Source organism: Vibrio sp. M60_M70, from assembly GCF_037162085.1.
Classification (GTDB): Bacteria; Pseudomonadota; Gammaproteobacteria; order Enterobacterales; family Vibrionaceae; genus Vibrio; species Vibrio diabolicus.
Map to the genome: position 1 here is coordinate 153322 of NZ_JARLUL010000002.1, position 17721 is coordinate 171042.

General features: G+C 46.2%; 17 protein-coding genes. 11 read left to right on the plus strand and 6 right to left on the minus strand.

Going from position 1 to position 17721, the window contains the following annotated elements; all coding sequences use genetic code 11:
• Nucleotides 1–65: 65 nt before the first annotated feature.
• Entirely contained in the window at nucleotides 66–506 is a 441-nt protein-coding gene (locus P4S59_RS16510) for an Lrp/AsnC family transcriptional regulator (RefSeq protein WP_029862756.1), read from the minus strand.
• Nucleotides 507–620: 114 nt separating this feature from the next.
• Between P4S59_RS16510 and P4S59_RS16515 the strand changes: the two genes are divergently transcribed.
• The 3 genes from P4S59_RS16515 to P4S59_RS16525 all read left to right on the plus strand — a co-directional run bounded on the left by P4S59_RS16515 (nucleotide 621) and on the right by P4S59_RS16525 (nucleotide 4368).
• A complete protein-coding gene (locus tag P4S59_RS16515) occupies nucleotides 621–1205 on the plus strand; it encodes a LysE family translocator (protein WP_006740964.1) in 585 nt (194 codons plus the stop codon).
• Nucleotides 1206–1460: 255 nt separating this feature from the next.
• Nucleotides 1461–3383: a S9 family peptidase gene (locus P4S59_RS16520; RefSeq protein WP_301948086.1), complete on the plus strand. Its 1923-nt coding sequence runs from the start codon at nucleotides 1461–1463 to the stop codon at nucleotides 3381–3383.
• Nucleotides 3384–3594: 211 nt separating this feature from the next.
• Nucleotides 3595–4368: a siderophore-interacting protein gene (locus P4S59_RS16525; protein WP_337168697.1), complete on the plus strand. Its 774-nt coding sequence runs from the start codon at nucleotides 3595–3597 to the stop codon at nucleotides 4366–4368.
• A gap of 99 nt (nucleotides 4369–4467) precedes the next feature.
• Here the strand turns inward: P4S59_RS16525 and P4S59_RS16530 are convergent, their stop codons facing one another.
• A complete protein-coding gene (locus tag P4S59_RS16530) occupies nucleotides 4468–5340 on the minus strand; it encodes a LysR family transcriptional regulator (protein ID WP_005391982.1) in 873 nt (290 codons plus the stop codon).
• A gap of 80 nt (nucleotides 5341–5420) precedes the next feature.
• Nucleotides 5421–6227: an arylamine N-acetyltransferase family protein gene (locus tag P4S59_RS16535; RefSeq protein ID WP_065645258.1), complete on the minus strand. Its 807-nt coding sequence runs from the start codon at nucleotides 6225–6227 to the stop codon at nucleotides 5421–5423.
• 292 nt (nucleotides 6228–6519) lie between these two features.
• Here P4S59_RS16535 and P4S59_RS16540 point away from each other — a divergent pair, with 292 nt between their 5' ends.
• From P4S59_RS16540 to P4S59_RS16560, 5 genes are all read left to right on the plus strand, one after another.
• Nucleotides 6520–7668, plus strand: a complete 1149-nt coding sequence (locus tag P4S59_RS16540; RefSeq protein WP_337168698.1) for an S-(hydroxymethyl)glutathione dehydrogenase/class III alcohol dehydrogenase — start codon at nucleotides 6520–6522, stop codon at nucleotides 7666–7668.
• 61 nt (nucleotides 7669–7729) lie between these two features.
• The gene (fghA, locus tag P4S59_RS16545) at nucleotides 7730–8569 is read left to right on the plus strand and encodes an S-formylglutathione hydrolase (protein WP_046875601.1); all 840 of its coding nucleotides are present in this window, start codon (nucleotides 7730–7732) and stop codon (nucleotides 8567–8569) included.
• Nucleotides 8570–9020: 451 nt separating this feature from the next.
• On the plus strand, nucleotides 9021–9476 hold the full coding sequence (locus P4S59_RS16550; RefSeq protein ID WP_005391987.1) for a hypothetical protein: 456 nt from the start codon (nucleotides 9021–9023) through the stop codon (nucleotides 9474–9476).
• A 5-nt stretch (nucleotides 9477–9481) separates the two neighbouring features.
• Nucleotides 9482–10579, plus strand: a complete 1098-nt coding sequence (locus P4S59_RS16555; protein ID WP_337168699.1) for a GGDEF domain-containing protein — start codon at nucleotides 9482–9484, stop codon at nucleotides 10577–10579.
• A gap of 24 nt (nucleotides 10580–10603) precedes the next feature.
• Nucleotides 10604–10993 carry a hypothetical protein gene (locus P4S59_RS16560; protein ID WP_337168700.1) on the plus strand — a complete coding sequence of 130 codons (390 nt, stop codon included), beginning with the start codon at nucleotides 10604–10606 and terminating at the stop codon, nucleotides 10991–10993.
• Nucleotides 10994–11084: 91 nt separating this feature from the next.
• Here the strand turns inward: P4S59_RS16560 and P4S59_RS16565 are convergent, their stop codons facing one another.
• Nucleotides 11085–11888, minus strand: a complete 804-nt coding sequence (locus tag P4S59_RS16565) for an HAD family hydrolase (RefSeq protein WP_337168701.1) — start codon at nucleotides 11886–11888, stop codon at nucleotides 11085–11087.
• A gap of 95 nt (nucleotides 11889–11983) precedes the next feature.
• Entirely contained in the window at nucleotides 11984–12871 is an 888-nt protein-coding gene (locus P4S59_RS16570; protein ID WP_005391995.1) for a LysR family transcriptional regulator, read from the minus strand.
• A 126-nt stretch (nucleotides 12872–12997) separates the two neighbouring features.
• Here P4S59_RS16570 and P4S59_RS16575 point away from each other — a divergent pair, with 126 nt between their 5' ends.
• The 3 genes from P4S59_RS16575 (at nucleotide 12998) to P4S59_RS16585 (ending at nucleotide 16275) form a co-directional block, all read left to right on the plus strand.
• Nucleotides 12998–13864 carry an MBL fold metallo-hydrolase gene (locus tag P4S59_RS16575; RefSeq protein WP_337168702.1) on the plus strand — a complete coding sequence of 289 codons (867 nt, stop codon included), beginning with the start codon at nucleotides 12998–13000 and terminating at the stop codon, nucleotides 13862–13864.
• Nucleotides 13858–14478 (plus strand): DsbA family protein, encoded by a 621-nt coding sequence (locus tag P4S59_RS16580; protein ID WP_337168703.1) that lies wholly within the window; start codon nucleotides 13858–13860, stop codon nucleotides 14476–14478. Before P4S59_RS16575 ends, P4S59_RS16580 begins: the two co-directional genes overlap by 7 nt.
• Nucleotides 14479–14595: 117 nt before the next feature.
• Nucleotides 14596–16275 (plus strand): RluA family pseudouridine synthase, encoded by a 1680-nt coding sequence (locus tag P4S59_RS16585; protein ID WP_337168704.1) that lies wholly within the window; start codon nucleotides 14596–14598, stop codon nucleotides 16273–16275.
• A 97-nt stretch (nucleotides 16276–16372) separates the two neighbouring features.
• Here the strand turns inward: P4S59_RS16585 and P4S59_RS16590 are convergent, their stop codons facing one another.
• Nucleotides 16373–17713, minus strand: a complete 1341-nt coding sequence (locus P4S59_RS16590; protein WP_199804124.1) for an MATE family efflux transporter — start codon at nucleotides 17711–17713, stop codon at nucleotides 16373–16375.
• Nucleotides 17714–17721 lie beyond the last annotated feature (8 nt).

A 17721-nucleotide genomic window follows, 5' to 3' on the forward strand; every position in this document is an offset into this window, starting at 1 on the left:
ACTCGACTGACTCTTTCGAGTCACTTCAAATTCATGTGCCACAAAACCATGCCAATCTTGACCGACTAACGTTCGTCTTTCGGTGTGTCCATTACCACCATGGTTGTGATCGACTTGACGTGCTCACACTCACCCAGTACATCGGCATGGAACGCTTTATATGCGGCTAAACTTTGCGTTTCTACGCGTATTAAATATTCATTGGCTCCCGTAATATTGTGACATTCCACCACTTCATCCACAAAGCGCACGTGTTCTTCAAAACCAAGCTGTGCTTGCTTAGAGTGCGAGGCCAAACCAATCGACACATAAGCGACAAAACCTACGCCAAGTTGCTGATTATCCAGCACCGCTCGGTAGCCTTTGATCACGCCTTTACGCTCTAAATCTTGCACTCGGCGTAAGGTTGCAGACGGAGATAAACCAACGCGTTCCGACAGCTCCACATTGGAGATTCTTCCGTCTCGCTTGAGCACTTGCAATATTCTTTCGTCAAATCTATCCATAATGATGTTTCATTGCTTATTTAATTTCTAATCATCAAATAAAAGCACAATATTGACCTCAGTTCTACTTATAGTTGTTCTCAACTTATCGAGAACTGATTCAAGGAACAATCTATGGAATATCATCAATTGGGCGCTTTGGCGTTGTTCGCTTTTGTCTCCACTTTTACGCCGGGTCCCAATAACATTATGTTGATGACCTCAGGGGCAAATGTTGGCTTTAAACGAACCATTCCACACATGTTGGGCATTACCTTCGGTTTTGGTGCCATGCTAATTTTGGTGGGCATTGGCTTGATGAGCCTCTTCAACGCTTACCCGATTACTCACTCCATTTTGAAAGTATTGAGCTTGAGTTATTTGCTGTACTTGACGTACAAAATCGCCACGAGCGGCAAAACCGAAGCAAAACACGATTTTCGCCCAATGTCTTTTTTAGGGGCGGTGGCATTCCAATGGGTGAACCCGAAGGGTTGGTCGATGGCGTTGACGGCCATTACGGTATACACCAGTGGCGGTTCTTGGCTTGAACTGACTTTTATCGCCGGTATCTTCTGTTTAGCCAACTTGCCATCGGTAACATTTTGGACTGCGGCAGGCATGCAACTTCAACGCTGGTTGACCACATCTAGGCGTGTAAAAGGGTTTAACTATGGGATGGCAGCGCTTTTACTGCTGTCGACTATCCCAATGATATAGAAGACAAAATAGCCGTAAAACCGTGATCTAATACAAAGTTCAGGTAGATACTGAATCAATAATCACAATCTAACGCCACTTTTGGACAATGCCAGGGTCATAGTAGCGAAGCAATGCGCTATTTATTAAAAGCACACTAATCATAAGCTACAGCTATTTTAATGTTCGTTGCTTGCTCGCAGTAACTGCGATGAATCTATCACCCTGGCCAAAAGCTCATGAGCTTAAGGCCCTTTACACAAGGAGCGTTACACAATGCACACTCGCAAGCTTATTCTTGCTGCCACTTTTGGATTATTATTGGCGGGTTGCAGTCAAACATCCACCACAACCAATGCTGAAATGATTCCACCCGAGTATCCAGTGGATTATTTCTTTAAAAACAGCGAAGTTTCTAGCTATCAAATCTCTCCTGCTGGTGACTACATCTCAATGATGAAGCCATGGCAAGACCGTAAGAACGTCTTTGTTTATCCCACAGATAACCCCGATCAGATAAAACGCGTCACATCCGTAACAGGGCGCGACATCGCATACTACTACTGGGTTGGCGAAGACACCGTAATTTACTCTCGTGATACGGGAGGAGATGAGAACTTTTATCTCGTGACGGTTAATGTCAAAACAGGCGAAGAGAAAACCATCACACCGACATCCGGTGTTGTGGCATACGTTATCGACACACTAGACAATCAACCCGATGACATTTTGATTTCGAGTAACGAGCGTAACCCGCAAGTCTTTGATGTTTATCGACATAATCTAAAAACAGGCGAAAATACTCTCGTCGCGCAAAACCCGGGCAATGTGCGCTCATGGGGTACCGATCACGATGGCAACATTCGTGTCATCACCACATCAGATGGTGTTAATACCTCCGTTTTATATCGCGATACGGTTGAAGATGAATTTAAGCCGCTAAAGAATCTCACTTTCAAAGAGAGCTTTAGCCCCATTTCATTCACGCCGGACAACAAAAACTTATATGTGGCATCACGAATTACGCGTGATAAATCAGCCATCGTTGAATACGATGTAAAAGCCAATAAAGAAATACGAGAAATCTTCTCTCACCCGGAAGTTGACGTGAATAGCGCTCATTACTCTGAAGCGCTTAATAAGCTGGTTTCAGTCTCTTACGTGACAGATAAAAACCACTATCACTTCTTAGATGATTCCTACCAACAAACCTTCGAACGCCTCTCAGAGAAACTGCCAAATGTAGAAATTTCTGTAACCAGTGCGACGCGAGATGAAAGTAAAATGATTGTCGTCACCTACAGCGATGTCGATCGACCAAATTACTACTTCTACGATCGTAAAGCAGACAAATTGGAGAAATTGGCAGAAAACGCTCCATGGCATAAGCCAGAACATATGGCGAAGATGACGCCTATCCAATACACCGCTCGCGATGGAGAAACCATTCATGGGTACCTAACGCTGCCGAAGGGTCAAGAGGCCAAAGATCTGCCTTTGCTTGTGCTCCCACACGGCGGTCCATGGGCTCGTGATCACTGGGGATTTCAGCCTGAGGTACAATTATTCGCTAACCGTGGTATCGCCGTGCTGCAAATGAACTTCAGGGGCTCAACTGGTTATGGTCGCGAGTTTTGGGAGAAGTCGTTCAAGCAATGGGGACAATCCATGCAGGATGACATTACCGACGGTGTCAAATGGGCTACCGAACAAGGTTACGCACAAGATGGCAACGTATGTATTTATGGTGCCTCTTATGGCGGCTACGCAACTCTGGCGGGGGTGACATTCACTCCTGATTTGTATAAGTGCGGAATCGACTACGTTGGCGTATCTAACTTATTTACCTTTATGGACTCCATTCCACCTTATTGGGCACCATTCCTTGCAATGTTACACGAGCAAGTAGGCAATCCGAATGATCCTGAAGACGCGAAAATGATGAAAGCCTACTCACCAGTGTTCCATGTCGACCAAATTAAGGCACCTTTATTGGTTCTGCAGGGAGCACAAGATCCACGCGTGGTGAAGAGCGAGTCAGACCAAATCGTTAATGCACTGCGTGAACGAGGCGTCGAGGTCGAATACATCGTGAAGGAAAATGAGGGGCACGGATTCCGCTCTTTGGAGAACCGTCTTGATGGTTACCAAGCGATGGATAGATTCCTAAAAACACATTTACTTGAGCAGACTCAATAAGCCTTTACATCGTTAAGTTCGAAAGGGCATGTTGGCGTGCCCTTTCTTATTTTTTCTACGTATTTTGCTCGCCCCAGTCCTCAGTACCACTGCAATACTCCAATAATCCAGCTCAATTCACAGTGTAAATTTATATAAAGACACTACCCTCTTATGAGAGATCTTGATAACCTTAAATGAGAAAGAGAATAATTATCGAGTAGAGTCAAAGATGAAGAAGAAGCCTCAACCTAAAACGACTGTTGTCACAGATACAGAGACAATTACCCCAAATATGCAGCGTATTACTTTGCAAGGTGAAGCGCTAAGCCAGTTTCCACGCGACTGCGAAGGTAGCTACATCAAGCTATTGTTCAATGAGATGGGCAGTACCGATTTGAGCATGCTAAACGACGATGACCGACCATTAATGCGAACCTATACTATTCGTCGTTTCCATCCGGAAACACACACCATCGAAGTCGATTTTGTCCGCCACACCACACAAGATTTACAGTGTGGCTTTGCCGCGCGTTGGGCGATGGCCGCACAAAAAGGCGATACGATTAATATCGTAGGTCCAGGCAGTATCTCTAATTTGAATACCGAGGCTGACTGGTTCTTTATGGCCGCCGATATGACAGCACTTCCTGCTCTTTCAGCGAAAATTCGTACGCTACCAGAAGAGGCAAAAGGCTACGCCGTGATCAGTGTGATGTCTGCGGCAGACATCCAGCCTCTGCACGCACCAGCTGGTATAGAGCTAATTTGGCTTACAGAAGGTCAAACCCTAGCAGAAGCGGTACGCGAACAAAAATGGCTAGATGGGGACGCTTCGATATGGTGTGCGTGTGAGTTCGATTCAATGCGTGCGCTGCGCCAATACTTCCGCAACGAGAAAGAAGTTGATCGTGAAAATATCTACATCAGCAGCTATTGGAAACAAGGCGTGTCGGAAGACGGGCACAAAGTGATTAAACGTGAAGACGCGGAATCCAATCAATAGTGGTTCATGTCTTTTCGATTCCAGCTCTCATCCCAATAAAAACGCCCGGCACCACCGGGCGTTTTAGCAACATACTTTGTAATGAGGCACTTTAAACCGCTAATCAACAAGCTCTTGCGCCAAAAAGTCGATCAATAACCGCACTTTTGGCGACAAATTGCGACTTTGCGGATACAGCGCCCAAATGCCTTCGCGATCGTCGCGGTAATCGGTCAGCACCTCGACCAACTCACCACTGTCTAACGCCTCTTGCACGTAGTAGTCCGGCAATTGCACCAAACCCAGACCGCGTTTCGCTGCGTCCACCAAAGCAAAACCGCTGTTGCATTTAATCCGTCCCGACACGCGTAAAGATTTATCGCGTTTATTTTCCTTAAAGTGCCAATAGTCGACAGAGCCAACTAAGCACTGATGCCGTCCCAATTCCGACAACGTATGTGGCTCACCAAAACGCTCCAAATACATCGGACTGGCACACACATAGTTTTGGCGCGACGAAAGACGTTTAGCAATCATGCTGGAATCTTGCAAGCGGCCAAGACGAATCGCCACGTCCACACCTTGCTCAATCAAATCCAGCTTTTGGTTGGTCAGCACTAAATCAAGATCCACACGCGGGTACTTTTCCAAAAACTGATGCAAAAGCGGCGCGAGATTCATTTCCCCATACGTCACAGGAGCCGTCACGCGCAGCAAACCGCGCGGTTCGGTCTGCATTTGCGTTACGGCAAGTTCGGCCAGTTCTAACCCTTCCACCAAATGTTTACACTGCTGGTAATAGAGTTGTCCGGCTTCAGACAGGGAGACTTTTCGCGTCGTGCGATGCAGCAATTTCACCGCAAGTCGTTCTTCAAGTGCTGATACCCGACGACTGATTTGTGCCACCGATGTTTTCAGCTTAGCTGCTGCTCCGGTAAAACTGTTGGTTTCTGCCACAGCAACAAATTCGCTGACCCCTTCCCAATTCGCCATGCTGTATTCCTGTCGACCTCTTTTAGACAAATAGTGATGAAAATGTTCTCGTCGCGCTACGCTTTGAAAACGGGAGAATTTTACGCATCAGGCAACGGACGAAGATCGCCGTACTGCGCATCAAGCTCAATGCCGAAGTATTCTTTCAATGCATCCAAATAGGCTTGGCCCGGCTCTAACTCCAATTCTGTCTGCTCACCTTGGCTGGTGTATTTGAGTGTGTAGTTAAGCAATGTCACCAACCCACTTTCTGTTGCTTTCGCCGCAACTCTTGCGCTGGTAAAACGCGAGTGAGGAGAAGTGGAAGTAAAAAAGTTGCCACACGCGATATCACCCGCAAACACAAACTCTAAATCGAAGCTATAAAGGTTGTTCCATGTGTCCGTTCCATCCGTTGACAACACTTGAAGGAAGTAACCAAACTGAGCATCTTCGACAAAGCGGAAGGTTTGTAAGTCCGTCTGAATCACTTGGTTGAGGATAAACGGCAATGGCGCACGCGGCGTATTGGAGCCAAAGCCCACATCAACAATCCATGCTTGTTCATCTAGCGTCACCAACGTGATTTGATGACTACGGCCCGTTGGTGTGCCCGACACATGCACACGTCCTAGTAAACTGCGTGCTTCAAATCCGAGAGTATTGAGTACCTCAAGCATTAAGCCATTCAATTCAAAGCAGTAACCACCGCGAGAGTGATACACCGTTTTTTGAATGATGTCTTCAATCTCAACAGAGATGCCGCGCTGCAAGGCAATATCAAAGTTCTCAAACGGCAGGCTGCGGTGCTGTGCCGCGTGTACTTTGTGTAATGTTTCTAAATCGGCAGGTAGCTCTCTTGGCAAACCGAGCTTGGTTAAATAGGCATTCAGATCCGTCTTGTTCATAATTACTCTTACTTCGCTGATGGGTTGATTGCGTTCTACTCTAGCCCCTCTAGCTAACTTCAGGTCAACTGCCTTTCCGCTTTCCCTGCCGCGTTGAGGAGACGTCACACTCTTATAATCTGCTTACCTTATCATTATTACGTATATGTAAAAATCATTTTCAAAATGGACGGATTATCATTTTTATTGAAACACCTAGAATAGATACCAACAAAACGACGCAGCGCAGTAAGCAAACCTTAACTACGCTTATTACGTCACTCCATATACTGAGAATATAAAGGAAAATCCAATGACTGTTGAAATCAAACCTGGTCAAACTCACATCAAATCCAAGGCAATGGTTGCATGGGCCGCTGGCGAACCACTGAAAATGGAAGAAGTGGATGTACAGCTTCCTAAAGCGGGTGAAGTGCTAGTGCGCATCGTCGCAACAGGTGTTTGTCATACTGATGCGTTCACTCTGTCAGGCGACGATCCAGAAGGCATCTTCCCTTCTATTCTTGGTCACGAAGGTGGCGGCATTGTTGAAATGGTGGGCGAAGGTGTCACTAGCGTTAAGGTAGGCGACCACGTAATTCCACTGTACACCGCAGAATGTGGCGAGTGTAAGTTCTGTAAATCGGGCAAAACCAACCTTTGTCAGGCCGTGCGTGAAACACAAGGTAAAGGCCTGATGCCAGATGGCACGAGCCGTTTTTCTATCAACGGTGAAACCATCTTCCACTACATGGGTTGTTCTACTTTCTCTGAGTACACGGTACTCCCTGAAATCTCGCTAGCGAAAGTAAACAAAGATGCACCACTTGAAGAAGTGTGTCTGTTAGGTTGTGGCGTAACAACCGGTATGGGCGCAGTTATGAATACGGCAAAAGTTGAAAAAGGCGACACGGTTGCGATATTCGGTCTGGGTGGTATCGGTCTTTCAGCGATCATCGGTGCACGCATGGTGGGTGCAAGCCGCATCATCGGTATCGATATCAACAAAAGCAAATTCGATCTTGCAAAACAGCTAGGCGCAACCGATGTGATTAACCCACAGAAATTCGACAAGCCTATCCAAGAAGTGATTGTTGAAATGACTGACGGTGGTGTTGACTACTCATTCGAATGTATCGGTAACGTAAACGTGATGCGTCAGGCACTTGAGTGTTGTCACAAAGGTTGGGGTGAGTCGGTGATCATCGGTGTTGCGGGTGCAGGTCAGGAGATCTCAACTCGTCCATTCCAGCTCGTAACTGGTCGTGTATGGCGTGGCTCGGCTTTCGGTGGTGTTAAAGGCCGCTCTGAGCTTCCAGAAATCGTAAACCGTTACATGGCTGGTGAGTTTGGCTTGCAAGAGTTCATTACTCATACAATGGGATTGGCTGACGTAAACAAAGCGTTTGATCTGATGCACGAAGGTAAGAGCATCCGTACTGTTATTCATATGGATCAATAATGCTACCTCAGGCTCTCCTTTTGGGGAGCCTGAATTCATTCTGTTGTTAGAGAGTTTATTCATGACCATTGAAAATGTAAGCCAAACCAAAGTGTTTGGCGGTTGGCACAAACAATATACACACGAATCCAAAGCCCTAAACTGCACGATGCGCTTTGCGATTTTCTTACCACCGAATGCCACTAAATCGAACCCCGTACCCGCTTTGTACTGGTTGTCGGGCTTAACCTGCACCGATGAAAACTTTATGCAGAAAGCGGGCGCATTTCGTATGGCGGCCGAGCTTGGCATTGCGATCATTGCACCAGACACGAGTCCAAGAGGCGAAGGTATCGCTGACGATGAAAACTATGACCTGGGTAAAGGAGCTGGCTTTTACCTTAATGCGACTCAAGCACCTTGGTCACTGCATTACTTCATGTACGATTACGTGACTAAAGAGTTACCAGAGATCATTGAAAGCAATTTCCCTGTCTCAGAAGTAAAATCCATTTCTGGGCACAGCATGGGAGGTCACGGAGCATTAACCATTGGTCTGAAAAACGCAGAACAATATCGCTCAATATCGGCGTTTAGCCCTATCTGTAACCCAGTCCAATGCCCTTGGGGACAAAAAGCCTTTACTGCTTACTTAGGCAAAGATATTGAGAGCTGGAAGCAATACGATGCAAGTGAGCTTCTCAAGCAAAAACCATCACCACTTCCTATTTTGGTTGATCAAGGTGATGCTGATGGCTTCCTTAACGAGCAACTTAGGCCAGAAGCGCTGGTTGCTGCAGCAAAAGTGCATGATTCAAACCTGAACTTAAGAATGCAATCTGGTTACGACCATAGCTATTATTTCATCTCAAGCTTTATTGACGATCATCTCAACTTCCATGCGAAGTATTTGTTTGCCTAATTAATAGAAGTAACTTGATGAATTAAAAAATAAAGTCACCTACCTAGGTGGCTTTATTTTTGGTGCGTATTAACATACCAATCTTAAATAACATTGGAATAAAGATAGAGAACAATGTGAGGATGAAACCGGGTTCGCTTATACCTCAACCATTAACCCTTCTAATTCTCATTCACAATACAATTCATCGGTTGAAAATAGGATTAATTTCCATTAAAAATCTGCGAACTGACACGAATTCGTTATAGAGCGAAATAATAACGCATATTTCTGACCTTTTAATTAAGAAGTCACTTAATAACCTTGACGTACAGTAAACCGACAGTTACTTTTCAAACATAACATATTATAAAATCTCATCCGGTTGGCTCTATTATTACAATTACAAATAAAGTACCGCTAGCACCTTTGTCCTAGCTCAGCAAAAAGAATAAAACTCAAAGGGCATATGATGAAAAAGATAGTCGCGCTAGGTCTGTTTTTTGTTGCGCCATTCTTATCTGCAAGTACGATCGTATTTAGCAGTAGCCAACAACCTAGTGTCACATTAAAACTGGAAGAGATTCAATCTTTACCAACCACCAGCTACACAACCACGCTGCCTTGGATCCCTGCTTCTTCTGAATTTCTTGGGGTTAAACTTAGCACGCTCCTCACCCACGTCTATGGCAAAGTGCCAGAACAAGTAGATGTCAGTAGCTTGAATGACTATCACTCGACACTGTCTCGACAAGACATTCTTAGATACCAACCAATACTGGCTTACCAACAAGATCAACACTATATAAAAGTCAGGAATAAGGGGCCATTTTGGGTAATATACTCTCTTAGTCTCTATCCTGAGCTCAACTACAATAAATATCACGCGCAAATGGTCTGGCAAGTAAATGAGATGAAAGCAAAATAATAAGAATGAAGTTATCAGAACCCACCTATCAAAAGCAGAGAGCACCACAATACTCTACAACCAGTAAAATGTTGCTTGTGGTGTTTGCCACTTCTTTGCTTCTCGCAAATGTATTGCTTCTGCAGCAGACACGCGCACTGTCACAAAACTTTAATAATGAGCAAAAACAAGCAACCTGGTTTTTATTCCAACTCTCTAAAGAGCTTTCGGAACTTGTCGGAGAAGCGAGACGAGTCGATGAAAATGTATTAAATATCGAAGGTGCAGAGCTGCAATATGAATTGGCCTGGAGTAGATTCGATTTATTAATTAGTAGTAATGAAGCCTACATTTTTTTCTCTCGAAATAATATGCATCAGTATTTCATTGATCTTTTTGAGGAATTTCAGGGTCTGGAAGCGCAATTAGTTGAAGCAAGAACTGGCGATAGCCAAGCTGCGGCTCAATTTTATCGATCCACTCAAACACTGTACTTAAGCTTGGTCGATTTCGTTAATCAGAACTTTCGCCTAAGCAGCAAAGTCTATGAGGCACAGAAAGGAGAAACGCAACGGTTAATGCAAGCGCAGTATATGCTGTTTGCTACATTCGTTTTGTCGATCCTGTCTCTGACTTATTTCTTTTATCGTGAATCCCATTTCCATAGAAAACTGGCGCTCAGCGACCCACTGACTCATCTTGGAAATCGCAATGCACTATTTATCAACCTGAATGAGCTCACTCAAGAGAAAAGGCCTTTTTCTCTGTGGATTTTAGATTTAAATGGTTTTAAAAGTGTCAACGATACACACGGTCACCAAGTGGGAGACACCGTACTGCGTGAAATTGCTAGACGGCTTAAATCTATGGCGTTGAATGATTTTACCGTCTATCGCATGGGAGGCGATGAGTTCGCCGTCATCCTCGAAGGGGAGCATGTTGATGAAGAAGGCGTTCGTGAGCATATCAATGCGGTATTTGATGCGCCAATACTAAATTCCGACAACGTCGCAACACTATCAACCAGCATGGGCTTAGCGCAATACCCAAAAGACAGTAACAATGTTGACTTTCTTATCAGCATAGCGGATAAGCGCATGTACAAAATGAAATTTCAACGTTAAACGGTATTTATGATGAGAAAGTTCATGCAAGTACTGCTTCTACTGGCAGTCATTGCGGCAGGTGTGTTGGCTTGGGTATTTATCCCATCGCACGAAACCATCGGGCAAAAAACGCTTGAGCAGGCACTCAACGACGGCTACAGCCTCGTTGGGCATCGAATCTACTCAACCGATCCGGATGCTGGCAACCGATTCGGCTACTTCGTATTGGCAACGGGTCAAAGTATTGAAGAGCAAGAGCCGTTTTTGGTCACTTCGGATCAGTTTATTCGCATGGAACAAACGGGTGATAACACCTTATCTGTGACCGTCAATGGCCGTATCTACCAATACCACAACGATTTGTGGGTACCAAAATCGAATGGAAAGTTGCAGCACTTTTTGGTCAGCGCAACCGCTAAGTACGTGCGCTAAAAAACGGGAACATTACTACTCAAAAACAAAGCCCCGCATACACTGCGGGACTTTTTACGTTAACAAGAAAAGAACATCGAAAGGATGAGCGTTACTTCGCTAACACTTTCTCTTTAATCACTTTTAGTACCCCAGCCTCTTGGTTGCTTGGCGCAGAATAACGAGCGATTTTCTTAATCTCTTCATGCGCATTGGCAACCGCGTACGAATGCTCACTGACTTGCAGCATTTCGAGGTCATTGAGGTAATCACCAAACGTCATGGTTTCTGCCGGAGTAAAATTCATCGTCTCTTGAAGATGCTTAATGGCCGCGCCTTTAGACGCCTCGGCATTCATCACATCCAGCCAAATTTTTGCGCTCACCACAACTTTATGCGTTGCGCCAAACTTCGCGTTCATGGTCGGGAACAAGAGCTCTTCCGAACCGTCAAAGTGACAAATTGCTACCTTAATAAACTCGTCTTCGACCTCAAGTAAATCCGGCACGTATTCACAGCGGTGGTAATACTTTTGAAACTCTTCCAGTGATTGCTGATCATGCGTTTCGATGTACGCCGAGCGCTTGCCACACAATACGATGTTCGCCCCGTCAATTTCACGAGCCGCTTTCACAATCTCCGCCACTTCCGCTTTAGGCATGGTGCAACTGTAGAGCTCTTTGTCTTGGTACATCACCAAGGTGCCGTTTTCGGCCACATACAACACTCGATCTTTGATTGGTGCGAACGTGTCTCGCAGGCTGTAATACTGACGACCAGACGCAGCGGAGAACAAAATACCTTGCTCTTCCAATTGCAAAAACAGGTCGAAAAACTCTGGATCCAAACGACCGTATTGGTCAAGCAAAGTGCCGTCCATATCGGAAGCAATAAATTTGATGCGAACTTGTGACATTAACTAAAACTCTAAATGACGCTGCGAAAAATATATCCATGTAAGGTACAGGATCTTGTATGAATCTCAAGTCGGGATGACGACGCCTTTCGCAATTACCAAGGGTGCTGTTTAAAGTAATCTTCACTGTGATCGATGAAGGCTCTCACCGCAGGAGACAAGTGTTTACGCGATGAATAAAGCGCGTAAATGTTGAGATCATTTGGCTTCCAATCCGGCAACACTGACTCAAGCTGACCCGATTGCAGATAGATATTGCTCAAATAGGTTGGCAGCATCGAAATACCCATGCCTTGCAAAGCGCCATGCAATAACGCCGTGGCCTCATTGCTGGTTAGGCGACACTCAATTCCCACCGATTCGAACTGGTCGCCCTGAGACAAATGCCACACGTGACGCTCAAAGTTTTTGTAACCCAAACAGTCGTGTGAAGATAAATCTCGCGGATGCGCGATCGCGCGATGAGTTTGCAAGTATTGCGGCGATGCCACCAACACCGATTCACACACCGCAATCGGCTTACCAATCAAAGAAGGATCGGGATCTGACGCAATTCGGATTGCCAGATCGATGCGTTGCTCGGTTAGATCACTCACTGAATCTTGCAGATCTATGTCGATATGCACTTTGGGGTGCTTTTGCATAAAACTGTTTACTGCTGGGATCAACTGTGAGAATCCAAATGAAGTGCTAGACGCGAGACGGATTTTTCCGGACAGCTCACCATCAACGGCAATGTTCGACGTCAACGTATCTGCCTGTTTTAACCAGCGCTCAATCTGAGGCAAGCTGCGCTCCCCTGCGGTGGTGAGTGACACCTTGCGCGTAGTGCGGTGCAACAAACGAGTTTGTAGCCAGTTCTCCATCGCCTCTACATAACGAGTCACCATTGGCCGAGACATGTCTAACCGTTCTGCGGTCGCGGTAAAACTGCCAGAATACACCACATCCACAAATACTTTTGCTGCCGTTACTCTGTCCATACATTTGCTCGAAATAAGAAATAGTGATGCACATTATTGTGTATTTTTCCGAGCGTATCAATTTTCTAATATAGCTCCCGTTCCCAAGCCATCGTCGCTTGGCCCCAAATTCTTTAGGAGCTTATTATGAAAAAATTCACTTTGATTGCTGCATCCATTTTAATGGCAAGCCCTGCTCTAGCGGCAAACCACTCTCCCCTTACTCTTGAGGTTTACAACGCCGATGGTAACAGCTTCCACGTTAACTCAACCTTGGCATACGGTGAGACTGATGCCATGGTCATCGACACTGGCTTCACCAAAGCTGACGCGATGCGCATTGCCGCCAAAGTGTTGGACTCAGGCAAAACGCTTAAAACCATTTTCATCAGCCAAGCGGACCCAGATTACTACTTTGGCGCAGAGGCCTTACACCAACAGTTCCCTGATGCGCAGATCATCACAACGCCAGCGGTTCAAAAAATTATTAAAGAGAAGTTGGCTGGAAAGTTGGCGTACTGGGGACCAAAGCTTGGCGCAAACGCACCGGTAAAACCAGTAATCCCTGTCGCATACGACAAAACATCATTAGAGCTAGAAGGTCATAAGATTGAAATCCGTGGTAACCATGGCACATCAGCACACCGCCCTTACCTATGGATTCCAGATAACAAAGCGATTCTAGGTAACGTAGCCGTGTACTCAAACGTGCATTTATGGATGGCAGATGCCGCTGACCAAACCGCTATCAATGCTTGGGAGCAGCAGCTTAGCGAGATGCTTGCGCTTAAACCTCAAGTGGTCATTCCTGGTCACATGAAAGCAGGCACAAAGCTGAACGCAGACACCATTCGCTACTCGCAACAATACTTGCAGGATTTTCAGCAAGCGAAAAAACACAGCAATAACAGTGCTCAACTCATTGACACTATGTCAGCGAAATACCCAGAAGCTCAATTGCCAATCGCGCTAGAAATCGGTGCGAAAGTGCATACTGGTGAAATGTCATGGTAACCGTGCATTACTTCTTCGATCCCATGTGTGGTTGGTGCTACGTGGCATCACCACTCATCGAAGCCTTGATGGACACCTCTCAATTTAAGGTGGAGCTTCATCCCGGCGGCATGATTGAGAAGCGCGCAATTGAGCCTGAATTTCGTCAGCACATCATCAACAGTGACGCTCGTATCGCAACCGAAACCGGAGCAACGTTTGGTGAAGCATATCTGCAACGCGTGAAAAGCGAAGATGCGTTTGTTCTTGATTCTTATCTACCCACACAAGCGATCTTGAGTGCGGAGAAAATGGAGCTGAATCCATGGCACATGCTAAAGGCCATCCAATCCGCGCATTATCAGCTCGGGTTAAAAGTGAATGAAGCATCGACGCTCAAAGCCATTGCAGAATCGCTAGGTTTAGCAAACGATGTGTGGGAGCAAAACATGACGTTAAGCGAAGCCGATCTAGATGAGAAAATTCGCTCTAGCCGACAGTTGATGCGCCAGCTACACGTTGGTGGTTATCCAACCCTGATTGCAGAAGTAAATGGCGAGTACCTGACCTTGCCGCACTCGGCCTACTACGACAAACCGGCACAGTGGAAGCTGGCATTACAAAAACTGCAATAAGCTCTTCCCCACTCGCTCTTGTTCTTAATCCAAGAGCGAGTGCCAACACCGACATGGCAATCCTGACTCAAACAGGTACAATCCTCGCTCGATTTTTTACTCGCGCGGATACCCACCATGCACTCGCCTGAACATTGTTTTACTCGTTTTACTGCTGATACTTCTGGTTATGAATTACCGACGCAGTTTACGTTTCCGTTCTACTACACGCCGCATCCTCTTTGCGTTATGGCTGCAAAGCAATTGCAACAGCACTTATTAGCGCAAACCGACTTCGAACACGATTTTGGTTTGGTTAATGAAGAAACGGGGCGAGGCAAAATGTTTGGCGTATTACTAGTAGAAAGCTCTCAAGGCGATCTCGGCTTTTTAAGTGCGTTTTCTGGCAAAATTGCTGACCAAAACTTGATTCCAGGATTTGTCCCTCCTGTGTACGACATGCTGACCGATGAAGGCTTCTTCCGCGCAGAAACGGATGCCATCAACGCCGCCAATGCGGAGTACAAAACCTGTGCTGCGAATTCGGAATTGGCGGAGCTTAAAGCGCAAATCCAAGCCGACCGAGCCGCTTATCAGCAAGAGGAGCAAACACAGCGCCAAGTGATGATTGATGGCCGAGCAGCACGCAAGCGACAGCGCCAACAGGGCAAGCAAACGCTCAATGCCGATGATCTCAAAATCTTGTTGGATGAGTTGGGTAAGCAAAGTGTCGCCGAGAAAAATGTTCTCAAATACTTAAAGCAAGCGTGGGATGAAAAGCTTGCAATCAAAGAAGCACGATTGGCCGAGTTAGAGCAGCAACTTGCTCACCTGAAAGAGCAGCGCAAAACGCTCTCCAACGCTTTACAGCACAAATTGCATAAACAATACCGCTTCCTAAACAGCCATGGCGAAACACGCGACTTGGTGGACATTTTTGCGGACACCACAAACCCAATACCACCAGCAGGTGCAGGGGAATGTGCTGCGCCAAAACTGCTCCAATACGCATTTAAACACAGATTCAAACCGCTGGCGCTGGCAGAATTTTGGTGGGGTGTTTCGCCAAAGTCTGAGGTTCGCCAACACAAAAAATTCTACCCATCGTGCAACAGCAAATGTCAGCCGATTTTAGGCCATATGATGCAAGGGCTGGATGTCGAACCTAACCCATTGGCGGAGAATTGGGCAGAAGACAAAGAGCTAGAGATAATCTACCAAGACGACGCTATGGTCGTCGTCAACAAGCCCTCGGGCTTACTTTCAGTGCCGGGTAAAACCATCAAAGACTCTGCTTATACGCGCCTACAAGCGATGTTCCCTGATGTGGAAGGGCCGTTTGTGATTCATCGCCTCGACATGGCGACCTCTGGCATTTTGGTGTTTGCCTTAACTAAACGCGCGAACAAAAGTCTGCAAAAACAGTTTATGGCTCGCGGCGTACAAAAACGTTATATGGCACTACTCGAAGGCGTATTGAACGCGCCGGAAGGGGAAATTTCACTGCCAATGCGTGGCGACCCCGACGATCGCCCACGTCAGTTGGTGTGTTTTGAACACGGTAAACATGCAGAAACCTACTGGCAACTGATTGAAGTCAAAGATGGACGCAGCAAGGTATACATGTATCCGAAAACCGGGCGAACTCACCAACTACGTGTACACAGTGCTCATCACATGGGGTTAAACATGCCGATGGTTGGTGATGGTTTATACGGCGAAAAAGCGAATCGCTTACACCTGCATGCTGAGATGCTAGAGCTGGATCATCCATACAGCAAAGAGCGCATGGTGTTCAGAGCTGAGTGCGAGTTCTAACTTCTTCCAGATTTTAAATAACAAAAAGGCACTGACTAACAGTGCCTTTTTGGGTTTCTAACAACAGAATAAGCGTGATGCGCGATACCGAAAACCGTTAGCTCACCTTAAACTTGGTCCACACCTGAGAGCGCCAACGCCTTGCCATGATGATACCACGCACCCATTCATCGAGAGCGATTGCCATCCAAGCCCCTAAAACGCCATAACCCATGTGGATGCCAAAGATGTAGGAGAAAAACACGCCTAGTCCCCACATACTCAAAATCCCCATTTGCACTGGGAACTTGATGTCACCCGCGCCTTTGAGCCCCGCGATAAAAATCAGGTTAAACACACGTCCGGCCTCGAGCAAAATTGAGCCCATGACTAACGAACCTGCCAATGCGAGTATTTCTGGTTGATCGGTAAATACGCGCAGAATCTCTTCTCTAAACAGGTAAATCAGTGTGGTTGCCGCCGTTGATGCCACAAATCCCACTAAGAAGTAGATTTGTACGCGTTTTAAAATGCTGCTCACCCAACCTTTGCCGATGTAGTAACCAGTCTGAATTTGCGCAGCCTGACCAATTGCCAACGCGAAAGCAAACGAGAAACGGGCAATGTTTTGTGCATAAGTGAAAGCCGCCAACGATGCCGTCCCCATTTGCACCACAAAGTACACAATGCAGATTTGCGCCACGTTATAAGACAGCACTTCACCCGCGTTCATGCCGCCGATTTTTAAGATCTTTTTGTAAATCTCTGCGGGCACTTGTTTCATGGTCGACATCGGTAGTTCAACGCTGCTGCGAGCGAGAATAAACCATAACATTAACGTACCGATGACTTGGCTGACGACGGTTGCTATTGCTACACCCTGCACACCATACACAGGTAAACCGAATGGCTGGTAAAGCGCAATATAGTTACCAATGATGTTGAACACACCCGAGATCAAGTTCACCACCATTGGAGAACGTGAATAACCATGACTACGCAGAATAGTTGTAAAAACAACGCCAATCGTAACGTTAAACGTCATCGCACCGCTTATCAGCAGATATTCATGAGCGTACTGCTCGACTTGCGCTTCCAAGCCGTAATACGGGAGTAGATATATCGCGCCAAGCACGGCAATCACACTCAAGAACGCACCGACAATCACAGACAGCGCAATACTTGCAACGCCGACGTTCACAGACTCTTGCTCGCGCCCAGCACCGTTGTATTGGGCAATCAAAATCCCCGTTCCGCTGCTGACAAACGTCGAAACGATGATTAAGAAAAAGGTAATCTGCGTGATCACACCAACAGCGGATACCGCTTTGTCTGAGTATCCACTCAGCATGAACACGTCACTGGTTCCTAAAGCCGTCCGTAGCAAAATTTCGACAAGAATCGGCCAAGCTAACGCCACGATGGACATTCGTTGGTTGATGTTCTGGCTTTTAGGCATGTTTGTAA